Below are 16560 nucleotides of genomic sequence, written 5' to 3'. Positions count from 1 at the left end.
GGATAAGCAGAGATGTCCGACCTTCCCGACCTTCCCGTCACCTTCCGGCCGGGTCACACCCGCGTGATCCTGCTCACCGCGGGATTGGCGATCTTCGTGGTGATCTCGGGGATCGCGATGCTGCTGGAGCACCTCGGTCCGGGGGAGCGGCTCAGCTTCTTCCTCACCGGCGCGCTCATCTTCGGCGTGCTGGCCCAGCTCGCCCGGGTGAAGGTCGTCGCCGACGACACCGGCGTCACCGTGGTCAACATCGCGAGCAAACGGCGCCTGGACTGGGCGGAAATCGTTCAGGTCAACCTCCGTCCGGGCGATCCCTGGGTGTTCCTCAACCTCAGCGACGGCACCAGCCTGCCCGCACTCGGCATTCAGCCGGGCATCGCCAAGCAGCGCGCCATCGCCGACGCGCGCACCCTCCGGGCGCTCGCCGAGGCCCGCTCGACGGCCCACGTCACGGAAGATCAGGGCTGACTCGGCGAGCCCGACCCTGCCGTATCGGCCCGTGTCTTGATTAATCTGGTGACGGAGGCGTTTTTCGCTGCGCCTCCACCCCTGCGTGCCGCCCGGCGCACAGGGGTTCCTGCTACCCGAGGAGTGACTCCCTCCGGCGATGGACGGATCGTCCTGTAGTACCTGCGCCGCCCCCTCCCGACATACCGGGGAGGCGGCGGCATCATGACCACCCCCCTGCTGCTCCTCGGAGCGGCGTTCCTGCTGATTCTCGCCAACGGGTTCTTCGTCGCGGCCGAGTTCGGTCTGGTGACGGTCGAGCGGCCCGAGGCCGAGAAGGCAGCCGCCGACGGCGACAAGCGCGCCCGTACGGTCGTCGAGTCGCTCAAGGAGCTGTCCTTCCAGCTCTCCGGCACCCAGCTCGGCATCACCATCACCTCCCTCGTCGTCGGCATGCTCGCCGAACCGGCCCTGGCCCGGCTGCTGCACGGCCCGTTCGCGGCGGCCGGCATCCCCCGGGGCGCCGTCTCCGGTGTCGCCGTGGTCGTCGGCATGCTGCTCGCCTCGGCGATCCAGATGGTGATCGGCGAACTCGTGCCCAAGAACTGGGCGGTGTCCAAGCCGTTGCAGGTCGCACGGTTCGTGGCCGGCCCGCAACACCGCTTCGCCCGCCTGTTCCGCCCGGTGATCGCCGCGCTCAACACGGTCGCCAACCGGCTCGTACGGGCCCTGGGTGTCGAGCCCGCCGAGGAGCTGGCCTCCGCCCGCACCCCCGGCGAACTCGTCTCCCTCGCCCGCCACTCCGCGCAGGCCGGCGCCCTGGAGCAGGACACCGCCGATCTGTTCGTCCGCACCCTGTCGCTGGGCGAGCTGACCGCGCAGCACGTCATGACCCCGCGCGTGAAGGTCAGCGCCCTCCAGTCCTCGGCCACCGCCGAGGACGTGGTCAACCTCACCCGCGCCACTGGCCTGTCCCGCTTCCCCGTCTACCGGGAGAAGATCGACGAGATCGTCGGCATGGCCCACCTCAAGGACGCGCTGGCCGTCCCCGTGCACGACCGGCTGCGCACCCCCGTCGGCGGCATCGCCCGCCGGGCCCTGCTCGTCCCCGAGACGCTGCCCGTCCAGCCCCTGCTGGCCCGGCTGCGCAGCGAGCAGCCCATCGCGGTCGTCGTCGACGAGTACGGCGGCACCGCGGGCGTCGTGACCCTGGAGGACATCGTCGAGGAACTGGTCGGCGAGGTCCGCGACGAGCATGACGGCCAGTTGGTGCCGCAGCTCGCCGCCGCCCCGCCCGAGGACGGCAAACCCGCCTGGGACGTCGACGGCAGCTGCCGCGTGGACATCCTCCAGCGCATAGGCCTCGACGTGCCCGAGGGGCCGTACGAGACCGTCGCGGGCCTGGTCGCCGACCTGCTCGGCCGCATCCCGGCCCCCGGCGACAAGGCGGAACTGCCCGGCTGGCGGCTCTCCGTGCGCCGGGTCGGCCACTACCGCGCCGAGCGGGTCCGCCTGGTGCGCACGGCCCCCGCGGTGAACGCCATGGAGGCCGTCCGATGAGCGTCCTGCAACTGGTCTTCGCCGGGCTGCTCGTGCTCGCCAACGGTTTCTTCGTCGGCGCCGAGTTCGCCCTCGTCTCCGTCCGCCGCAGCCAGATCGAGCCGCTCGGCACCGCCCGGGCCCGGCAGGTGCTGTACGGCCTGGAGCGGCTGCCGCAGATGATGGCCGCCGCGCAGTTCGGCATCACCGTCTGCTCGCTGACCCTGGGCGCGGTCGCCGAACCGACGGTGGCGCACCTGCTGGAGCCGGTGTTCGAGTGGATCCACCTGCCGGAGGGGATGATCCACCCGCTCGGGTACGTCATCGCCCTGGCCGCCGTCGTCTTCTTCCACCTCGTCGTCGGCGAGATGGTCCCGAAGAACCTCGCGATGGCCGCCCCGGAGAAGGCCGCGCTGTGGCTCAGCCCCGGCCTGGTCGCCTTCGCCCGCCTGTGCCGGCCCATCACGGTGGCCCTCGGCGCCTGCGCCCAGGGCATCCTGCGGCTCTTCCGGGTCGAGCCCAAGGACGAGGTCGAGGCCGTCGTCACCAGCGAGCAGCTCAACCGCCTGCTGGAGGACTCCGGCCAGGCCGGCCTCCTCGACCCCGAGGAGCAGGAGCGCCTGGAGGACGCGCTGGAACTGGGCTCGCGCCCGGTCACCGACGTGCTCCTGGGGCGCGAGTCGCTGGTGACGGTGACTCCTTCGGTCACTCCCGGACAGATCGTGGAGCTGACCGCGCGCACCGGGTACTCCCGCTTCCCGGTCGCGGCGGGGACCGGCGCCTTCATGGGCTACCTGCACGTGAAGGACGTACTCGACCTGGAGGAGTCGGACCGGGCCGTGCCGCAGCACATCTGGCACCCGATGACGACCCTGCGGGCCGAGCTGCCGCTCGACGACGCGCTCACGGTGATGCGGCGCGCGGCCACCCACCTGGCCCAGGTCGCGGACGGCTCCGGCAAGGTGCTCGGCCTGGTCACGCTGGAGGACGTGCTGGAGCTGCTGGTCGGCGAGGTACGCGACCCGGCCCACCGGCAAGCCCCACGGCCCAGGGTGACCGAGCCGAGGGTGAACGGGGAGCCGGAGGAGGCGCTGGCCGGCTGAACACGTGCGTAGCCTGCGGGCAGGCGTGCCTCCCCCCAGTGCCTCAAGGGAGCCTCAAGGGCCTGGGGGGACCCCCGGGCGGCACGGGTGGGCGCAGCGGCAGCGTGCGGCACCTACATGGCCGACGGATCCTGCGGCCCCCGCCCCGACAGCACCTCTCCGTACGCCTGCATCAAATCGGGAAGCCGCAACGTGGCCAGGTCGTCCCGGGTCAGCAACCCCGGATACACCGACAACCGAAGATCCCGGTACGCACAGCTCTTCTCGTACAGCGTCCGCAGGAACCGCCCGTTCCCCAGTTCGTCGATCCAGCCCTGCTCGACGACGTGCCCGGCGATCGACCGCAGCTCGTCCAGCGCCTCCTCGTCCCACACGTCGCCGTTCTCCGTGGCGAGCACCTCGCCGATCGAGGTGAGTTCGAGGGGCCGGTAGGAGGGGAAGTCCACGCGGGTGGTGAAGCGGGAGGACAACCCGGGGTTGGCGGCCAGCAGCCGGTCCATGCCCTCCGGATAGCCGGCCAGGATCACCACCAGGTGGTCGCGGTTGTCCTCGGCCCGCTTGAGCAGCACCTGAAGGGCCTCGTCGCCGTACGCGTCGCCCTTGCCGTATCCCGAGTTGGACAGCGAGTACGCCTCGTCGACGAACAGCACCCCGCCGATCGCGGAGTCGATCAGCTCGTTGGCCTTCACCGCTGTCTGGCCCAGGTACTCCCCGACCAGGTCGGCCCGCTGCGCCTCCACGAGGTGGTCGCCGCCGAGCAGGCCGAGGGCGTAGAAGACCCGGCCGAGGATGCGGGCGACGGTGGTCTTGCCGGTGCCCGAGGGGCCGGAGAAGACGAAGTGCCGTTTCGGCGGCTGGACCGGCAGCCCCTGCCCAGCCCGCAGCCGGGCCATGTTCAGCTGCGCCGACAACGCCTTGACCTGGCGCTTCACGGGCTCCAGTCCCACCATGCGCTCCAGCTCGGTGAGCGCCTCCTCCAGCAGCACGGGGTCGGTGGGCCCGGCGGGCAGCGGCGAGGACGGCATGACGGTCTTGGCGCGTACCGCCGGATCGGTCACCGACGGCATCGCACCGGCCGGCGGCAGGTCGGCGTCCGTCAGCCGCAGGTCGCGGCCCTCGGTCCCGAAGAGCGGGTCGAGCACGTCGGGGCCGTCGACGGTGTCCTGGCCGACTCCGGTGAGGGTGATCGCCGCGAGGTCGACCGCGTCGTCGTACCCGTCGCCCTCGGCGATGGCGGCGAGCCGGGCGGCGGTGTCCATGAAGGCCGGGTCCACGCGGTGCACCGCCCGGTACAGGGGGAGTGCGGCGGCGCTGCGGCCGGTGCCCTCGTGCGCCCGGGCCAGCCAGTACCTGAGCTCCTTGCGCTGCGGCTGTTCGCTGCGGCAGCGCATGAGCGCCGCCGACAGCAGCGGCTCGGCCTGTCCGTACATCTCCAGACGGACCCGGGCCATACCGCCGAACAGACCCGCCTCGATGCCGAGCAGGGGGTCGTCGAGCAGCGGGTCGGTGTGCCGGACCAGCTGTTCCCAGTCCTTGACCAGGTAGGCGCGGCAGGCGTGCAGGAAGCGGACCTGCGGGTCGGTGTCCACCGGCGGCAGCCCGGCGAGGGCCCGGTCCAGCTCCGGGACGTGGCGGCCGTCCAGCCAGTGCGAGGCGTGCGCGAGCAGCAGGTCGCGCGGGCTCTCGAGCACCGGCTGCACCCACCAGCCCAGCCAGTACCAGGAGTTGAGGGTGCGGCGGTGCCGGGCGCGCTGCTCCCCGAAGCGGTCCCGGTGCCGGTACATCCTGAGCAGGGCGGTCGTCGTGTCGACGCGCAGCGCGTGCAGCCCGAGCCAGCCGTCGGCCATCCCGGGATCCATCCGCACCGCGGTGCGGAACTCCTCCTCCGCCTGCGGATAGGCCCCCATGGTGTAGGCGTCCACACCTCGCAGCCAGGCGAGGTCGGCCGGGGCCTCGGGGCCCCGCGTGCCGAAGTCCATCACGTCCCCCACAAACCGTGCCCCCGTAGGTTCACCACCGGACCCTCGCCCGGCGGCAGCCTTGGTCGAACCGCTGTACCGCGGACCGGAGTTGCAGGTGCGCGAAGCAGCAGTTCGATGGTCGCACCGAGGGCATCGTACCCGCGTGGCGTCCCCCCGCCGAAGGGTGCGGCACGAGCCGTTCGTCGAGGTGGGAGCAGACGGGGCGCACACGAAATGGTGACCCTGGGTGAGCGAACGGCGGCGCATGGCGCCCGGAGAACCGGCCGCGGGCAGAACGAAGCCCCCGATCACGGGGGAACAACCGGGGGCTTCGCGTAGGTGGGCGGCTCCGAATGGCCGCACATTGAGAACGTAAGACCTGTACGGCCCCCCGGTCAAGCCGAGTTGAGGCAGTCGAACAAGTTCCCAGAGGAGGGCCTTCACAACTTCAGCACACCGCGGACGGTCCATCACCCTGGGTGACATCTTGGTCCGGTCCAGGAGACACGCCGGGCCCCGGCAGCACCTCGTACCCCTCCGGTGACTGCCGTACCAGCAGATCGGCGTACGGCCGCGAGGGGTCGGCGGCGAAGTGCGCCCGTTCCGCCGCGACCCATCCGGCCCAGAAGTCCCGCTGCTCCGCCCCGTCCCGCAGTCGCCCTCTGGTCCAGGAGTCCTCACGAGGCAGTTCCATCCACAACAGCCGTGCGAGGTGCGGACGCAGGGCGCGGCGGCCGGCGCCGACCCCTTCGACGAGGAGCACGGGCGCGGGTGGCAGCGCGCGGGGCGGACCGAAGCGCCGGGCCCGCCAGTCGTACGGCGTGTAGCGCGCGGTCTCGCCACGGCCGAGCGGCTCGATCACCTGGGCGAGCAGGCGCCCGGTCCAGTCGAAGAGTTCCTCGTGGGTGGCGATGTCGTCCAGGTGCAGTACCGGCGCCCCGCCCAGCGCGGCGGCCAGTCGTCCGGCGAACGTGGACTTGCCGGAACCGGCGTGCCCGTCGACGCCGACGATACGGACCGGCCCGCAGGAGGGAGGCAGCGCGCGCAGCCGGGAGGCGAGGTCGTGAATGGCGATTCCTGAGGTGTGGTGCGGTGTGGGGGGTTTTCCGGAAACATTCTAGTAGCGGCCCATAGTTGCCGTGCCGATGGCGCGTAAAAAGGTCGCACCTTGAACCATCGGCTGGCAGCCAGTCAATCTCCGCGATTAATACCCAATCCGCTGACCGATATGTCGAATTCGGCGTTCCGGCTGCGCCCGCCGCTGAGTAAGGTGCCTCCTGCGCAACTGCGATGCGTCGTACGGGGACGGACAGGGGTAGATGGCCGCGGAGTTATTCGAGGGGCAGTATGTGTGGCATCCGGCGGCCGACGACCGCGTGCTCGCGAGCGTATGCGTCGACGTGCGCGCCGGACGTTATCGCAGCGCCCACGAAGCCCTGGCCGAGACGGGCGCGGACTTCGGTCTGCGGGCCCACCGCTCCCTCGTCCTGGCCTCCGAGGCCGCCGGCACCGACCTGGTGGAGCGCTGGCTGGCCGAGGAGCCGACACCCGAAGCCGCACTGATGTGGGCGCGGGTGGCCGTGCAGCGGGCGCTCAGGGCCGCCGACGCCCGGGACGAGCGGGCCGAGGCCCTGGAGCGGATCGCGCTGACCGCCTGCGACCGGGCCACCGCCCTGGCCCCGGCCGACCCCACACCCTGGGTCGCCAAGCTGGCCATGACCCGGCTGCACCGGCTGCGTGACCCCGCGCCGCACGGGCTGCTCACCGCCCCGCCCGGCCCCTGGCGGCTGTTCGCGCACGTGCTGTCCCTCGACCCGTGGCACCGCGAGGCCCACCACCGCTTCCTGTCCTTCTTCTTCACGCGCCACGGCGGCTCGGTCAACGCCGCCTGGGACGTGGCCGCCTTCCTCAGCCAGCGGGCGCCCGCGGACTCCCCGCTGCGGCTGCTGCCCCTGGTCGCCCTGGTGGAGAGCTACAACCCGACCCAGTTGCTCGCCGACCGCGTGTGGGAGCAGCCCCAGTGGCGCTCCACGGCCCTCGCGATCTACCACAACTGGCTGCCCACGGTGGCCGGTTACCGCCACACCCCGGTGCTCGACCTGGCCTACCTCGCACACGCGCTGGTCATGGCTCAGCGCGAGTTCGAGGCCCGGGCGGTCTTCGCGGCGATGGGCCCCTTCGCCTCCCGCATGCCCTGGAGCGCCTTCGGTGACCCCGAGGAGCAGCTCTCCCGGGCCCGGCGTGCCTGCGGCCTGCCGGTGCCGGGGCCCGCCTGACCGTCCGACTTCCTGCTCGTCCCCTACCCAGAGAAAGGTCGATCTGTGTCAGAACGGATATCGACTCCACGGGCGACAGCCCGCGGGGGAGAGGACCCGGTCGCGCTCGACGACGACGCGACCCTGCACGCGATGGGTTATCCGCGGAAACTCACCCGCCGTTTCCAGGCGTTCGACAATTTCGCGATCTCTTTCACCATCATCAATATCATCTCGGGTATTTTCTCGTCCTTCGGCTATGGAATGGGTGCGGGCGGTCCCCGCATTCTGGTGTTCGGCTGGATCGGCGTCTCGGTAATGGTGCTCTTCATCGGCGCGGCCATGGCCGAGGTGGCCTCGGCCTATCCGACGAGCGGGGCGCTGTATTTCTCCGCCGGTAAACTCGCCAAACGCCACAAGGGCGCCTGGTCCTGGTTCACGGGCTGGCTGAACTTCGTGGGACAGATCGGTGGCACCGCCGCCACGGGCTATGCGGCGGCGACCTTCATCCAGGCCTTCGTCGCCCTCCAGTGGGACTCCTACGAGCCCACCGTCCACCAGACGGTCCTGATCACGGCCGTGATCATCGTGCTCCAGGGGCTGGCCAACACCTACACCGTCCAACTGGTCGCCGTCCTCAACCGGATTTCGGTGTGGTGGCTGCTGATCGGACTCGTGGTGATCGTGACCACACTGATCGTGATGCCGGACCACCACCAGTCGGCGTCCTTCGTGACGCATTTCGTGAACAACACCGGCTTCACCAACGGCCTTTACGGCGGGATGCTCGGGCTGCTGGTGACCAGTTGGACCTTCACCGGCTTCGACGGCAGCTTCCACATGTCCGAGGAAACCGTCCAGGCGACGGTGAACGCGCCCAAGGGGATCACCCGTTCGATCGGGTATTCGGCGATCACCGGGCTGATCCTGATGTTGGCATTGGTCTACAGCATCGGCAACTACGCCAAGGTGGCGAGTTCGTCCGCGCCGCCCGTCCAGATCCTCATCGACGGTCTCGGCATGGGCTGGGCCAAGGCGCTGCTGCTGATCGTGATCGGCTCGATGCTGTTCTGCGGCCTCGCCAACCTCACCAGCAACACCCGGCAGATCTTCGCCTTCTCCCGGGACGGCGCCATGCCCGGCTCCCGCTGGTGGCACTCGGTCTCGCCGCGCACCCGTACCCCGGTCAAGGCGGTGTGGCTGGCGGTGGGCTGCTCGCTCGTGCTGGTGCTGCCCGGCTGGTGGTCGCACACGGCGTTCACGGCGATCGTCAGCGTCAACGTCGTCGGGCTGTTCCTCGCCTACGCCGTGCCCATCTTCCTTCGGCTGCGGCTCGGCGACGAGTTCCAGCCCGGGCCCTGGCATCTGGGCCGGTGGGGCCGCCCGATCGGCTGGCTGGCCGTGGTCTGGATCCTGCTCAGCAGCGTGCTGTTCATGCTGCCGCAGGCCTCCCCGATCACCGCCGACTCCTTCAACTACGCGCCGATCGCGCTGGCCGTCGTCCTGCTGGTGGCCACGGTGTGGTGGTTCGCCACCGCCCGCCGCCGCTTCCAGGGCCCGGTCAGCTACGGCCGCCCGGACGAGGTCGCCGCGATGGACCTCGTCTGACCCCCGCACCACCGGCCTCGGCGCACGCACCTCACAGGCGTACGCCGGGGCCGTCCCCGTACCGCGCCGACCGCCAGTGGCGGAGACCAATATTCATGGGCGTGGCGCGGGCCGAAGTGCTGGCAGGGGCATGCCGCCTGCTTCATAGTTGGCGCACAGCCGTGCATCGGACCGCCCGAAACCAGCTGCCTGGGGGTGTTGCGCCCATGAGCACAGCCGAACAGCCGTCCCGCAGAACCGTCCTGGCCGCCGCGGTCGCCGCCGCGGTGGTCTCCGGAACCGGCCCCGCGGCCGCCGCGCCGGGGGAGGACGTCGTGGACTCCGGCCACATCCGGGGCGACCGCACCCCGGCCCGCCCCGTCGACTACCACGCCTGGACCTCGTACTCCGACTGGCGCGGCGGCGCGCCGGACGGCACCCGCGCCGTACCGGGCCGCCGCCCCGGGCTCGTGATCGGCACCCCCGCCGGCAGTACCGACTACACGGACCCGCACACCGGCACGACGGCCGCCTGGGAGTACGCCACCTGGACCTCGCCGGTGCACCGGCTCTCCGTCCCCGCCACCGAGACGATCGCCTCCTGGAACGCCCACACCCCGGTCGGCACCTGGCTCCAGGTCGAACTGGAGGGCACGTACTCCGACGGCACCGCCACCCCCTGGTACGTGATGGGCCGCTGGGCGGCCGGCGACCAGGACATCAAGCGGACCTCGGTGGACGACCAGACCGACGGCAGGAGCACGATCTGGACCGACACCTTCGCCATCGACGACGCCACCACCGGCCTGCGCCTGGTGGCCTACCGGCTGCGGCTGACCCTCTACCGCAAGCCCGGCACCGACCTCACCCCCGTCGTCCGCCGGCTCGGTGCGATGGGCTCCGACATCCCCGACCGCTTCACCGTCCCGGCCTCCACGCCGGGCCTCGCCCGGGAACTGATCGTCCCGCGCTACTCGCAGGAGATCCACAAGGGCCAGTACCCGGAGTACGACAACGGCGGCGAGGCCTGGTGCAGCCCGACCTCCTCGCAGATGATCATCGAGTACTGGGGCGGCCGGCTCACCCCCGAGCAGCTGTCCTGGGTGGACCCGTCCTACGCCGACCCGCAGGTGTGCCACGCGGCCCGTTCCACCTACGACTACCAGTACGCCGGCTGCGGCAACTGGCCCTTCAACGCCGCCTACGCGGCCACCTTCCGCGGCCTCCAGGGCGTGGTCACCCGGCTCGGTTCGCTCACCGACCTCGAAACGCTGATCGCGGCCGGCATCCCGGCCATAACGTCCCAGTCCTTCCTCAAGACCGAGCTGACAGGCGCGGGTTACGGCACCGCGGGCCACCTGATGACCGTGACCGGCTTCACCGCCGAGGGGGACGTGATCGCGGGCGACCCGGCCTCGCCCGGCGACGCGGCGGTACGGCGTGTGTACCTGCGGCGGGAGTTCGAGAACATCTGGCTCAGGACCAAGCGGTACAACGCGAGCGGCAAGGTCGTCTCCGGCACGGGCGGTGTCTGCTACCTGTACTTCCCGTACCGTCCGACCCACCGCCAGCGCAGGGCGCTCGCGGAGGTGGGGGTGCGCTGAGCGGCGGGCTGTGACCAACGTCTCCGCCACGAAAGCCGTCATAGGTGGCAAGGTGGACAGAACGGTGGGGGGGAGTCCACCCGGCACGACAGACCTCAGCGAGACACCATGACCGCACACACAGCCACCGCCGCCCGTTCCCGGACCCGTACGGGCGGTCCGCAGGACGACGGCCCCAAGATCCTCGAGCACGTCATGGGCTGGGTCCTGGTCGCGGTGATCGCCATGCTCGTGACCCGACTCGGCCTGCTGTGACCCGAAGCCCCGGTGGCCGCCGTGGCCCGAAGTCCCGGCGGGTGAAGGGCTGTTCGTCGAGGCGCGAGATGTTGTTCTGACATACTGCCGATGTCCCGCAGCCCGCCCGAGACCAGGGTCCGAATTGAATATGAGGCAACAGGGTGCCGTCGTCCGCCCCCGGACGCGCGGTACCGAGCGTTCCGCGGCTCGTCGTGCCGAACTCATCGCCATCGGGCGGAAGTTGTTCGCCGACACGTCCTACGACGCGCTGTCCATGGACGACATCGCCCGGCAGGCGCATGTCGCCAAGGGCTTGATCTACTACTACTTCCGGTCCAAGCGGGGCTACTACCTGGCGATCATCCAGGACTCCGTCGCCGGCCTGGTCACCCACGCCGCGAGCGGCCTCGACATCCCGGCCGTGGACCGCGTCCACCGCACCATCGACAGCTATCTGCGCTACGCCGAGCACCACCAGGCCGCCTACCGCACCATCGTCAGCGGCGGAGTCGGCTTCGACACCGAGGTGCACGCCATCCGGGACGGCGTGCGCGAGGCGATCGTGACCACCATCGCCGAGGGGGCGTACGGCCGCAGCGACATCGCGCCGCTGGCCCGCATGGGCCTGCTCGCCTGGGTGTGCAGCGTCGAGGGCGCCACCCTGGACTGGATCGACCGCCCCGGCCTGTCCCGCGAGACCATGCGCACGCTCCTGGTGAAGACCCTGGGCGGCGCCCTGCGCGCCATCGAGGAAATGGACCCCGCCTACCCGGCCCCCGCACCGGCCCGCCGCGACGCCTGACGCCCATGAGGACGGACCACGGGGACGGGATCACCGCCCCCTGGTTCGAGCCAATTTCGCCGGACCGGGAACTCTGGGGTGGCTTCTTGAAGTGAGCGGTCGTTAACTGGTGACGAGAGGTCGCTGATCGGGCATACTCACAGCGCACAGCCGCTGGTCAGCGGCTTCCGAGACCCGGGAGCGCGCGCATCGGCCGGACCTGACACACCAGGCGGCGCCGCCCCACCCAAGGCGCACGTCCGCCGATGCGCCCGACAGGGAGGAGAGCGTCGCCATGCCCGACCGCGCCCCGCAGCCGGTGGACCGGCAACTGCCCACGGACGAGGCCCGGGACCTGATCTCGCTCGTCCGCGACATCGCGCAGCGCGAGATCGCGCCGAAGGCGGCCGAGGAGGAGGACGCCGGACGCTTCCCGCGCGAGGCATTCACCCTGTTGTCGCAATCGGGCCTGCTGGGTCTGCCGTACGACTCCGAGTACGGCGGCGGTGACCAGCCGTACGAGGTCTACCTCCAGGTCCTGGAGGAGCTCGCGTCGGCCCGCCTCACCGTGGGACTCGGCATCAGCGTGCACACCCTGGCCTCCTACGCCCTCGCCGCCCATGGCACCAAGCAGCAGCAGGTCGAGCACCTGCCCGCGATGCTCGGCGGCGGGCTGCTCGGCGCGTACTGCCTCTCCGAGCCCTCGTCGGGCTCGGACGCGGCCTCGCTGCGGACGAAGGCGGTCCGGGACGGCGACGAGTGGGTGATCACCGGCACCAAGGCGTGGATCACGCACGGCGGCATCGCCGACTTCTACACGGTCATGGCCCGCACCGGCGAGGAGGGCCCCCGCGGGATCACCGCGTTCCTGGTGCCCGGCGACGCGGAGGGCCTGAGCGCCGCGGCGCCCGAGAAGAAGATGGGCATGAAGGGCTCGCCCACCGCCCAGGTCCACTTCGACGGCGTCAGGGTCTCCGACGAGCGCCGCATCGGCGAGGAGGGCCAGGGCTTCGCCATCGCCCTGTCCGCGCTCGACTCCGGCCGGCTGGGCATCGCGGCCTGCGCGATCGGTGTCGCCCAGGCGGCGCTGGACGAGGCGGTCGCCTATGCCACCGACCGCCGGCAGTTCGGCCGCCCGATCGCCGACTTCCAGGGCCTGCGCTTCATGCTCGCCGACATGGCCACCCAGGTCGAGGCGGGCCGCGCCCTGTATCTGGCGGCGGCCCGGCTGCGGGACGCCGGCCGGCCGTTCGCCAAGCAGGCGGCCATGGCCAAGCTGCACTGCACCGACACCGCCATGCGCGTGACCACCGACGCCGTGCAGATCCTCGGCGGATACGGCTACACCGCGGACTTCCCGACCGAGCGCTACATGCGCGAGGCCAAGGTCCTCCAGATAGTCGAGGGCACCAACCAGATCCAGCGGATGGTCATCGCCCGTCACGTAGCGGGGCCGGAAGGCCGCTGAACTGCCCGAGGGTGACCGGCGGAGCCGCCAGCCTGACCCACTCCGGGTCGTGGCGGCCCGGCAGGGTGCGGCCCCGGTCGGCCCAGGCGCGCATCAGATCGCGGTAGATGGGCGGGTCCTGCGGCAAGGGCGGCGGAACCGATCCCGCGGGCGGGGGAACGAACACGCGGTACTGACGCCCGGTCGCCGATTGTGTGGGGGTCATACCAGGCCAACGCCCGCACCCGCGGACTGGTCACCGCCCCGGGGAATCGGGAGTGCGTTCGCGGCCGTACCACCCCGGGAATGCCGCGCGGCACACTGACCTGCACCACGGCAGCCTGCGGGCCATGGTGCAGGGCAGCTACTGGGATGCGGCGGGGTGATGTTCAGGCGGCCCGGCGCATCGCCGGCACGCGCATCGGGCGGGAACCCGGGCCGCCGACGTGCGAGAAGGGCTGCGTCCGCCAGTCCAGGCCCTGCGGCAGGGTCAGCAGGAGCGCGGTGTCCTGCTCCTGGGGCCGGAAGGACTCGTCCGCGGGGCGGGCGTCGGCGGCCCGACGGCCCGTACCGGCACACACCGTGAGACCGAACGGGTTCCACGGCGAGGCGCACAGCGCGTGCTCCGGCAGGACCTCCTCGTCCGCCAGCAGGGCGATGGGCTGCGCGCAGTCCGGGCAGATCACCCGGTACATCTCGAAGGTGTCGTAGGCGTCGAGTTCCTCGACGTCCGCGTCGTCGAAGGCGTCGGGTTCGACACCCTCCGGCGCGGGCTCGACGACCGGCTGCTGCCGCTTGGGCACGCCGCGACCAGGGCGCTTAAGACTCTGCATGGGATTCTCCCCCTAAGGCTGGGCCGTGAAGGCACTGCGGCCTCGACCACAGCAAGCACTTCCCGTCCGCTCTCGGCGGTAATCACGAGAACATCACGGAGCCCGTTCGGTGGCTGTGGCGTTCGTCACATGCCGCCCGCAGGTGCCCGGTGCGGTGCGTTTGTCCCCCAGCCGGCTCACAGCGGACTGCCGGGGACATCACGAACCGGGTATGACCTGGGCTGCTCAGGTATCCGAGGAGTTCAGGCGCACTGTAGGTTTTGGCGCCATGGAGGAGCTGGACCGTCAGATCGTGCAGCTGCTCGTCAAGGACGGGCGGATGAGCTACACAGACCTGGGCAAGGCCACGGGCCTGTCCACGTCGGCCGTGCACCAGCGGGTGCGCCGGCTGGAACAGCGTGGCGTCATCCGCGGCTATGCCGCGGTCGTCGACCCCGAGGCCGTCGGGCTGCCCATGACCGCCTTCATCTCGGTGAAACCGTTCGACCCCAGCGCCCCCGACGACATCGCGGACCGGCTCGCCGGCGTCCCGGAGATCGAGGCCTGCCACAGCGTCGCGGGCGACGAGAACTACATCCTCAAGGTCCGCGTGGCCACCCCGCACGAGCTGGAGGAACTGCTCGCCCGGCTGCGGTCCCTGGCCGGGGTGTCCACCCGCACGACGGTGGTGCTGTCGACGCCGTACGAGGCCCGGCCGCCGAAGATCTGAGACGGCGGCGGCCGTCCGCCGGTGCCTCAGATCTTCGGCGGCCGGCCGCTGGTCCGGGCTCACGCCGCGCCCCGGCCCAGCGGCCATGTCCGCGCCGGAGCGGCGCGACCCGGTCCGGTGGTGGCCCGCGCCGACCTGCCCCGCCGGCGCACCGCTCACGGCGTCGGCGCACCGCGGCCGGTGCGGCGGCCCCGCCTGCGACCTGCCGGGTCCCGCGCGAGAGACTGTCGGTCATGAGTGAACGACCCGCTGCCGACCCCAAGACCGTCCTCCTGCGCCGCGGAGAGGTGCACAGCCCCGCCGACCCCTTCGCCACCGCGATGGTCGTGGAGCGCGGCCAGGTCGCCTGGGTCGGCTCGGAGGGCGCCGCCGACGCCTTCGCGGACGGGGTCGACGAAGTGATCGACCTCGACGGCGCCCTGGTCACGCCGGCGTTCACCGACGCGCATGTGCACACCACCGCCACCGGGCTCGCGCTGACCGGCCTGGACCTGTCCGGCGCGCCCTCACTGGAGGCGGCCCTCGCCCGAGTGCGGGAGTTCGCCGCCGCCCGCCCGGACGACCGCGTGCTGCTCGGCCACGGCTGGGACGCGGCCCGCTGGCCCGGCGGCCGCCCCCCGACGCGCGCGGAGCTCGACGCGGCCACCGGCGGGCGCCCGCTGTACCTCTCCCGCATCGACGTCCACTCGGCGGTCGTCACAAGTGCGATGCTCGACCTGGTCGCGGGCGAGGTGTCCCGCGCCGACGCCCCGCTCACCCGCGACGACCACCACGCCGTCCGCTCCGCCGCGTTCGCCGCCGTCACCCCGGCCCAGCGAGCCGAGGCCCAGCGGGCCGCCCTCGCGCACGCCGCCTCCCTCGGTATCGGGTCCGTGCACGAGTGCGGCGGGCCGCGGATCTCCTCCGAGGACGACTTCGCCGGCCTGCTGCGGCTCGCCGCCGAGCAGCCGGGCCCTCGGGTCACCGGCTACTGGGCGGAACGCGACGCCGAGGGCATCACCAAGGCGCGTGAGCTGGGCGCGCGCGGTGCCGCGGGCGACCTGTTCGTCGACGGCGCGCTCGGCTCGCACACCGCCTGCCTGCACCAGCCGTACACCGACGCGGACCACACCGGCACCGCCTACTTCGACGCGGCCGCTGTCGCCGAGCACGTCGCCGCCTGCACCGACGCCGGCCTCCAGGCGGGCTTCCACGCCATCGGGGACGCCGCCGTCACCACCGTGGTCGAGGGCGTCCGTGCCGCCGCCGAGAAGATCGGCCTCGCCCGCGTCCGCGCCGCCCGGCACCGGGTCGAGCACGCCGAGATGCTCATCCCCGAGACCATCGCGGCCTTCGCCGAACTGGGCCTGACCGCGTCCGTCCAGCCCGCCTTCGACGCGCTGTGGGGCGGCGAGGACGGCATGTACGCCCGGCGCCTCGGCGCGCAGCGGGCCCGGACCCTGAACCCGTTCGCCGCCCTGCTGCGCGCGGGCGTCCCCCTCGCGTTCGGCTCCGACAGCCCGGTCACCCCCCTCGACCCCTGGGGCACCGTCCGCGCGGCCGCCTTCCACCGCACGCCCGAACACCGGATCTCCGTGCGCGCCGCGTTCACCGCGCACACGCGCGGCGGCTGGCGGGCGGTCGGCCGGGACGACGCGGGCGTCCTGGTACCCGGCGCGCCCGCCGACTACGCCGTCTGGCGGACCGACGCCCTCGTCGTCCAGGCCCCCGACGACCGGGTGGCACGCTGGTCGACCGACCCCCGCTCCGGCACCCCGGGCCTGCCCGACCTGACCCCCGGCCACGACCTGCCCGTCTGTCTGAGGACCGTCGTGGGCGGACGGACGGTGTTCGTACGGCCGGGCGAGTGATCTACCGGGGTGGCGGGGCGGCGATCGGCCGCCGCGGCCCCGTCGCGCGACCTGCGCATCCTCGCCTCTGACCAGGGGGTTGATCCTTTTCCCGCAGGTCAGGCGACTGTTGACAGTCAGCGGCGGCGGGCCGATAGGTTCGGCCGAGTCCACCACCGGACGCCCGACCGGGAAGCATTTCGCGCACGCGTCGCAGCGCCGCTGGGT

Annotated in this window: 14 protein-coding genes; 11 read left to right on the top strand and 3 right to left on the bottom strand. The window is 71.9% G+C overall.

From position 1 onward, the window contains the following. The first annotated feature begins 12 nt into the window (after positions 1 to 12). The 3 genes from ACFY01_RS18425 to ACFY01_RS18415 all read left to right on the top strand — a co-directional run bounded on the left by ACFY01_RS18425 (position 13) and on the right by ACFY01_RS18415 (position 3089). Complete coding sequence (locus ACFY01_RS18425) at positions 13 to 468, top strand: PH domain-containing protein (RefSeq protein WP_390736765.1); 456 nt, start codon at positions 13 to 15, stop codon at positions 466 to 468. 204 nt (positions 469 to 672) lie between these two features. After that, positions 673 to 2007 carry a hemolysin family protein gene (locus ACFY01_RS18420; protein ID WP_390736764.1) on the top strand — a complete coding sequence of 445 codons (1335 nt, stop codon included), beginning with the start codon at positions 673 to 675 and terminating at the stop codon, positions 2005 to 2007. Beyond that, positions 2004 to 3089, top strand: coding sequence for a hemolysin family protein (locus ACFY01_RS18415; RefSeq protein WP_390736763.1), 1086 nt, complete (start codon positions 2004 to 2006; stop codon positions 3087 to 3089). The genes ACFY01_RS18420 and ACFY01_RS18415 overlap by 4 nt, the downstream gene beginning before the upstream one ends. 113 nt (positions 3090 to 3202) lie before the next feature. Here ACFY01_RS18415 and ACFY01_RS18410 read toward each other — a convergent pair whose 3' ends face one another. Both ACFY01_RS18410 and ACFY01_RS18405 read right to left on the bottom strand, forming a co-directional pair. Further along, positions 3203 to 5068 carry an AAA family ATPase gene (locus tag ACFY01_RS18410; protein WP_390736762.1) on the bottom strand — a complete coding sequence of 622 codons (1866 nt, stop codon included), beginning with the start codon at positions 5066 to 5068 and terminating at the stop codon, positions 3203 to 3205. Positions 5069 to 5498: 430 nt separating this feature from the next. Then, positions 5499 to 6119, bottom strand: coding sequence for a uridine kinase (locus ACFY01_RS18405; protein WP_390737098.1), 621 nt, complete (start codon positions 6117 to 6119; stop codon positions 5499 to 5501). A 250-nt stretch (positions 6120 to 6369) separates the two neighbouring features. Here ACFY01_RS18405 and ACFY01_RS18400 point away from each other — a divergent pair, with 250 nt between their 5' ends. From ACFY01_RS18400 to ACFY01_RS18375, 6 genes are all read left to right on the top strand, one after another. Then, on the top strand, positions 6370 to 7326 hold the full coding sequence (locus tag ACFY01_RS18400; RefSeq protein ID WP_390736761.1) for a hypothetical protein: 957 nt from the start codon (positions 6370 to 6372) through the stop codon (positions 7324 to 7326). Between the two features lie 45 nt (positions 7327 to 7371). After that, positions 7372 to 8913 (top strand): amino acid permease, encoded by a 1542-nt coding sequence (locus ACFY01_RS18395; RefSeq protein WP_390736760.1) that lies wholly within the window; start codon positions 7372 to 7374, stop codon positions 8911 to 8913. 206 nt (positions 8914 to 9119) lie between these two features. Continuing rightward, positions 9120 to 10496, top strand: coding sequence for a peptidase C39 family protein (locus ACFY01_RS18390; RefSeq protein WP_390736759.1), 1377 nt, complete (start codon positions 9120 to 9122; stop codon positions 10494 to 10496). Between the two features lie 108 nt (positions 10497 to 10604). After that, positions 10605 to 10751 carry an SCO1431 family membrane protein gene (locus tag ACFY01_RS18385; RefSeq protein WP_390736758.1) on the top strand — a complete coding sequence of 49 codons (147 nt, stop codon included), beginning with the start codon at positions 10605 to 10607 and terminating at the stop codon, positions 10749 to 10751. A gap of 130 nt (positions 10752 to 10881) precedes the next feature. Beyond that, a complete protein-coding gene (locus ACFY01_RS18380; RefSeq protein ID WP_390736757.1) occupies positions 10882 to 11535 on the top strand; it encodes a TetR/AcrR family transcriptional regulator in 654 nt (217 codons plus the stop codon). Between the two features lie 274 nt (positions 11536 to 11809). Further along, positions 11810 to 12982: an acyl-CoA dehydrogenase family protein gene (locus ACFY01_RS18375; RefSeq protein ID WP_390736756.1), complete on the top strand. Its 1173-nt coding sequence runs from the start codon at positions 11810 to 11812 to the stop codon at positions 12980 to 12982. Positions 12983 to 13350: 368 nt separating this feature from the next. Here ACFY01_RS18375 and ACFY01_RS18370 read toward each other — a convergent pair whose 3' ends face one another. Continuing rightward, positions 13351 to 13794 (bottom strand): hypothetical protein, encoded by a 444-nt coding sequence (locus ACFY01_RS18370; protein WP_390736755.1) that lies wholly within the window; start codon positions 13792 to 13794, stop codon positions 13351 to 13353. Between the two features lie 268 nt (positions 13795 to 14062). Here ACFY01_RS18370 and ACFY01_RS18365 point away from each other — a divergent pair, with 268 nt between their 5' ends. Beyond that, positions 14063 to 14503 carry an Lrp/AsnC family transcriptional regulator gene (locus ACFY01_RS18365; RefSeq protein ID WP_066997022.1) on the top strand — a complete coding sequence of 147 codons (441 nt, stop codon included), beginning with the start codon at positions 14063 to 14065 and terminating at the stop codon, positions 14501 to 14503. Between the two features lie 233 nt (positions 14504 to 14736). Further along, positions 14737 to 16353: an amidohydrolase gene (locus ACFY01_RS18360; protein WP_390736754.1), complete on the top strand. Its 1617-nt coding sequence runs from the start codon at positions 14737 to 14739 to the stop codon at positions 16351 to 16353. Positions 16354 to 16560 lie beyond the last annotated feature (207 nt).

This window comes from Streptomyces sp. NPDC001480 (assembly GCF_042894725.1).
Classification (GTDB): domain Bacteria; phylum Actinomycetota; class Actinomycetes; order Streptomycetales; family Streptomycetaceae; genus Streptomyces.
Note: the sequence above shows the minus strand (reverse complement) of the source record. Positions and strands in the feature narration are given on the sequence as shown.

Excerpts from the sequence above, each read along its gene's own strand:
- ACFY01_RS18365 (WP_066997022.1), top strand. The coding sequence starts at position 14,063 with ATGGAGGAGCTGGACCGTCAGATCGTGCAGCTGCTCGTCAAGGACGGG.
- ACFY01_RS18385 (WP_390736758.1), top strand. The coding sequence starts at position 10,605 with ATGACCGCACACACAGCCACCGCCGCCCGTTCCCGGACCCGTACGGGC.
- ACFY01_RS18375 (WP_390736756.1), top strand. The coding sequence starts at position 11,810 with ATGCCCGACCGCGCCCCGCAGCCGGTGGACCGGCAACTGCCCACGGAC.
- ACFY01_RS18425 (WP_390736765.1), top strand. The coding sequence starts at position 13 with ATGTCCGACCTTCCCGACCTTCCCGTCACCTTCCGGCCGGGTCACACC.
- ACFY01_RS18370 (WP_390736755.1), bottom strand. The coding sequence starts at position 13,794 with ATGCAGAGTCTTAAGCGCCCTGGTCGCGGCGTGCCCAAGCGGCAGCAG.
- ACFY01_RS18360 (WP_390736754.1), top strand. The coding sequence starts at position 14,737 with ATGAGTGAACGACCCGCTGCCGACCCCAAGACCGTCCTCCTGCGCCGC.
- ACFY01_RS18415 (WP_390736763.1), top strand. The coding sequence starts at position 2,004 with ATGAGCGTCCTGCAACTGGTCTTCGCCGGGCTGCTCGTGCTCGCCAAC.
- ACFY01_RS18390 (WP_390736759.1), top strand. The coding sequence starts at position 9,120 with ATGAGCACAGCCGAACAGCCGTCCCGCAGAACCGTCCTGGCCGCCGCG.
- ACFY01_RS18410 (WP_390736762.1), bottom strand. The coding sequence starts at position 5,068 with ATGGACTTCGGCACGCGGGGCCCCGAGGCCCCGGCCGACCTCGCCTGG.
- ACFY01_RS18400 (WP_390736761.1), top strand. The coding sequence starts at position 6,370 with ATGGCCGCGGAGTTATTCGAGGGGCAGTATGTGTGGCATCCGGCGGCC.
- ACFY01_RS18380 (WP_390736757.1), top strand. The coding sequence starts at position 10,882 with ATGAGGCAACAGGGTGCCGTCGTCCGCCCCCGGACGCGCGGTACCGAG.
- ACFY01_RS18420 (WP_390736764.1), top strand. The coding sequence starts at position 673 with ATGACCACCCCCCTGCTGCTCCTCGGAGCGGCGTTCCTGCTGATTCTC.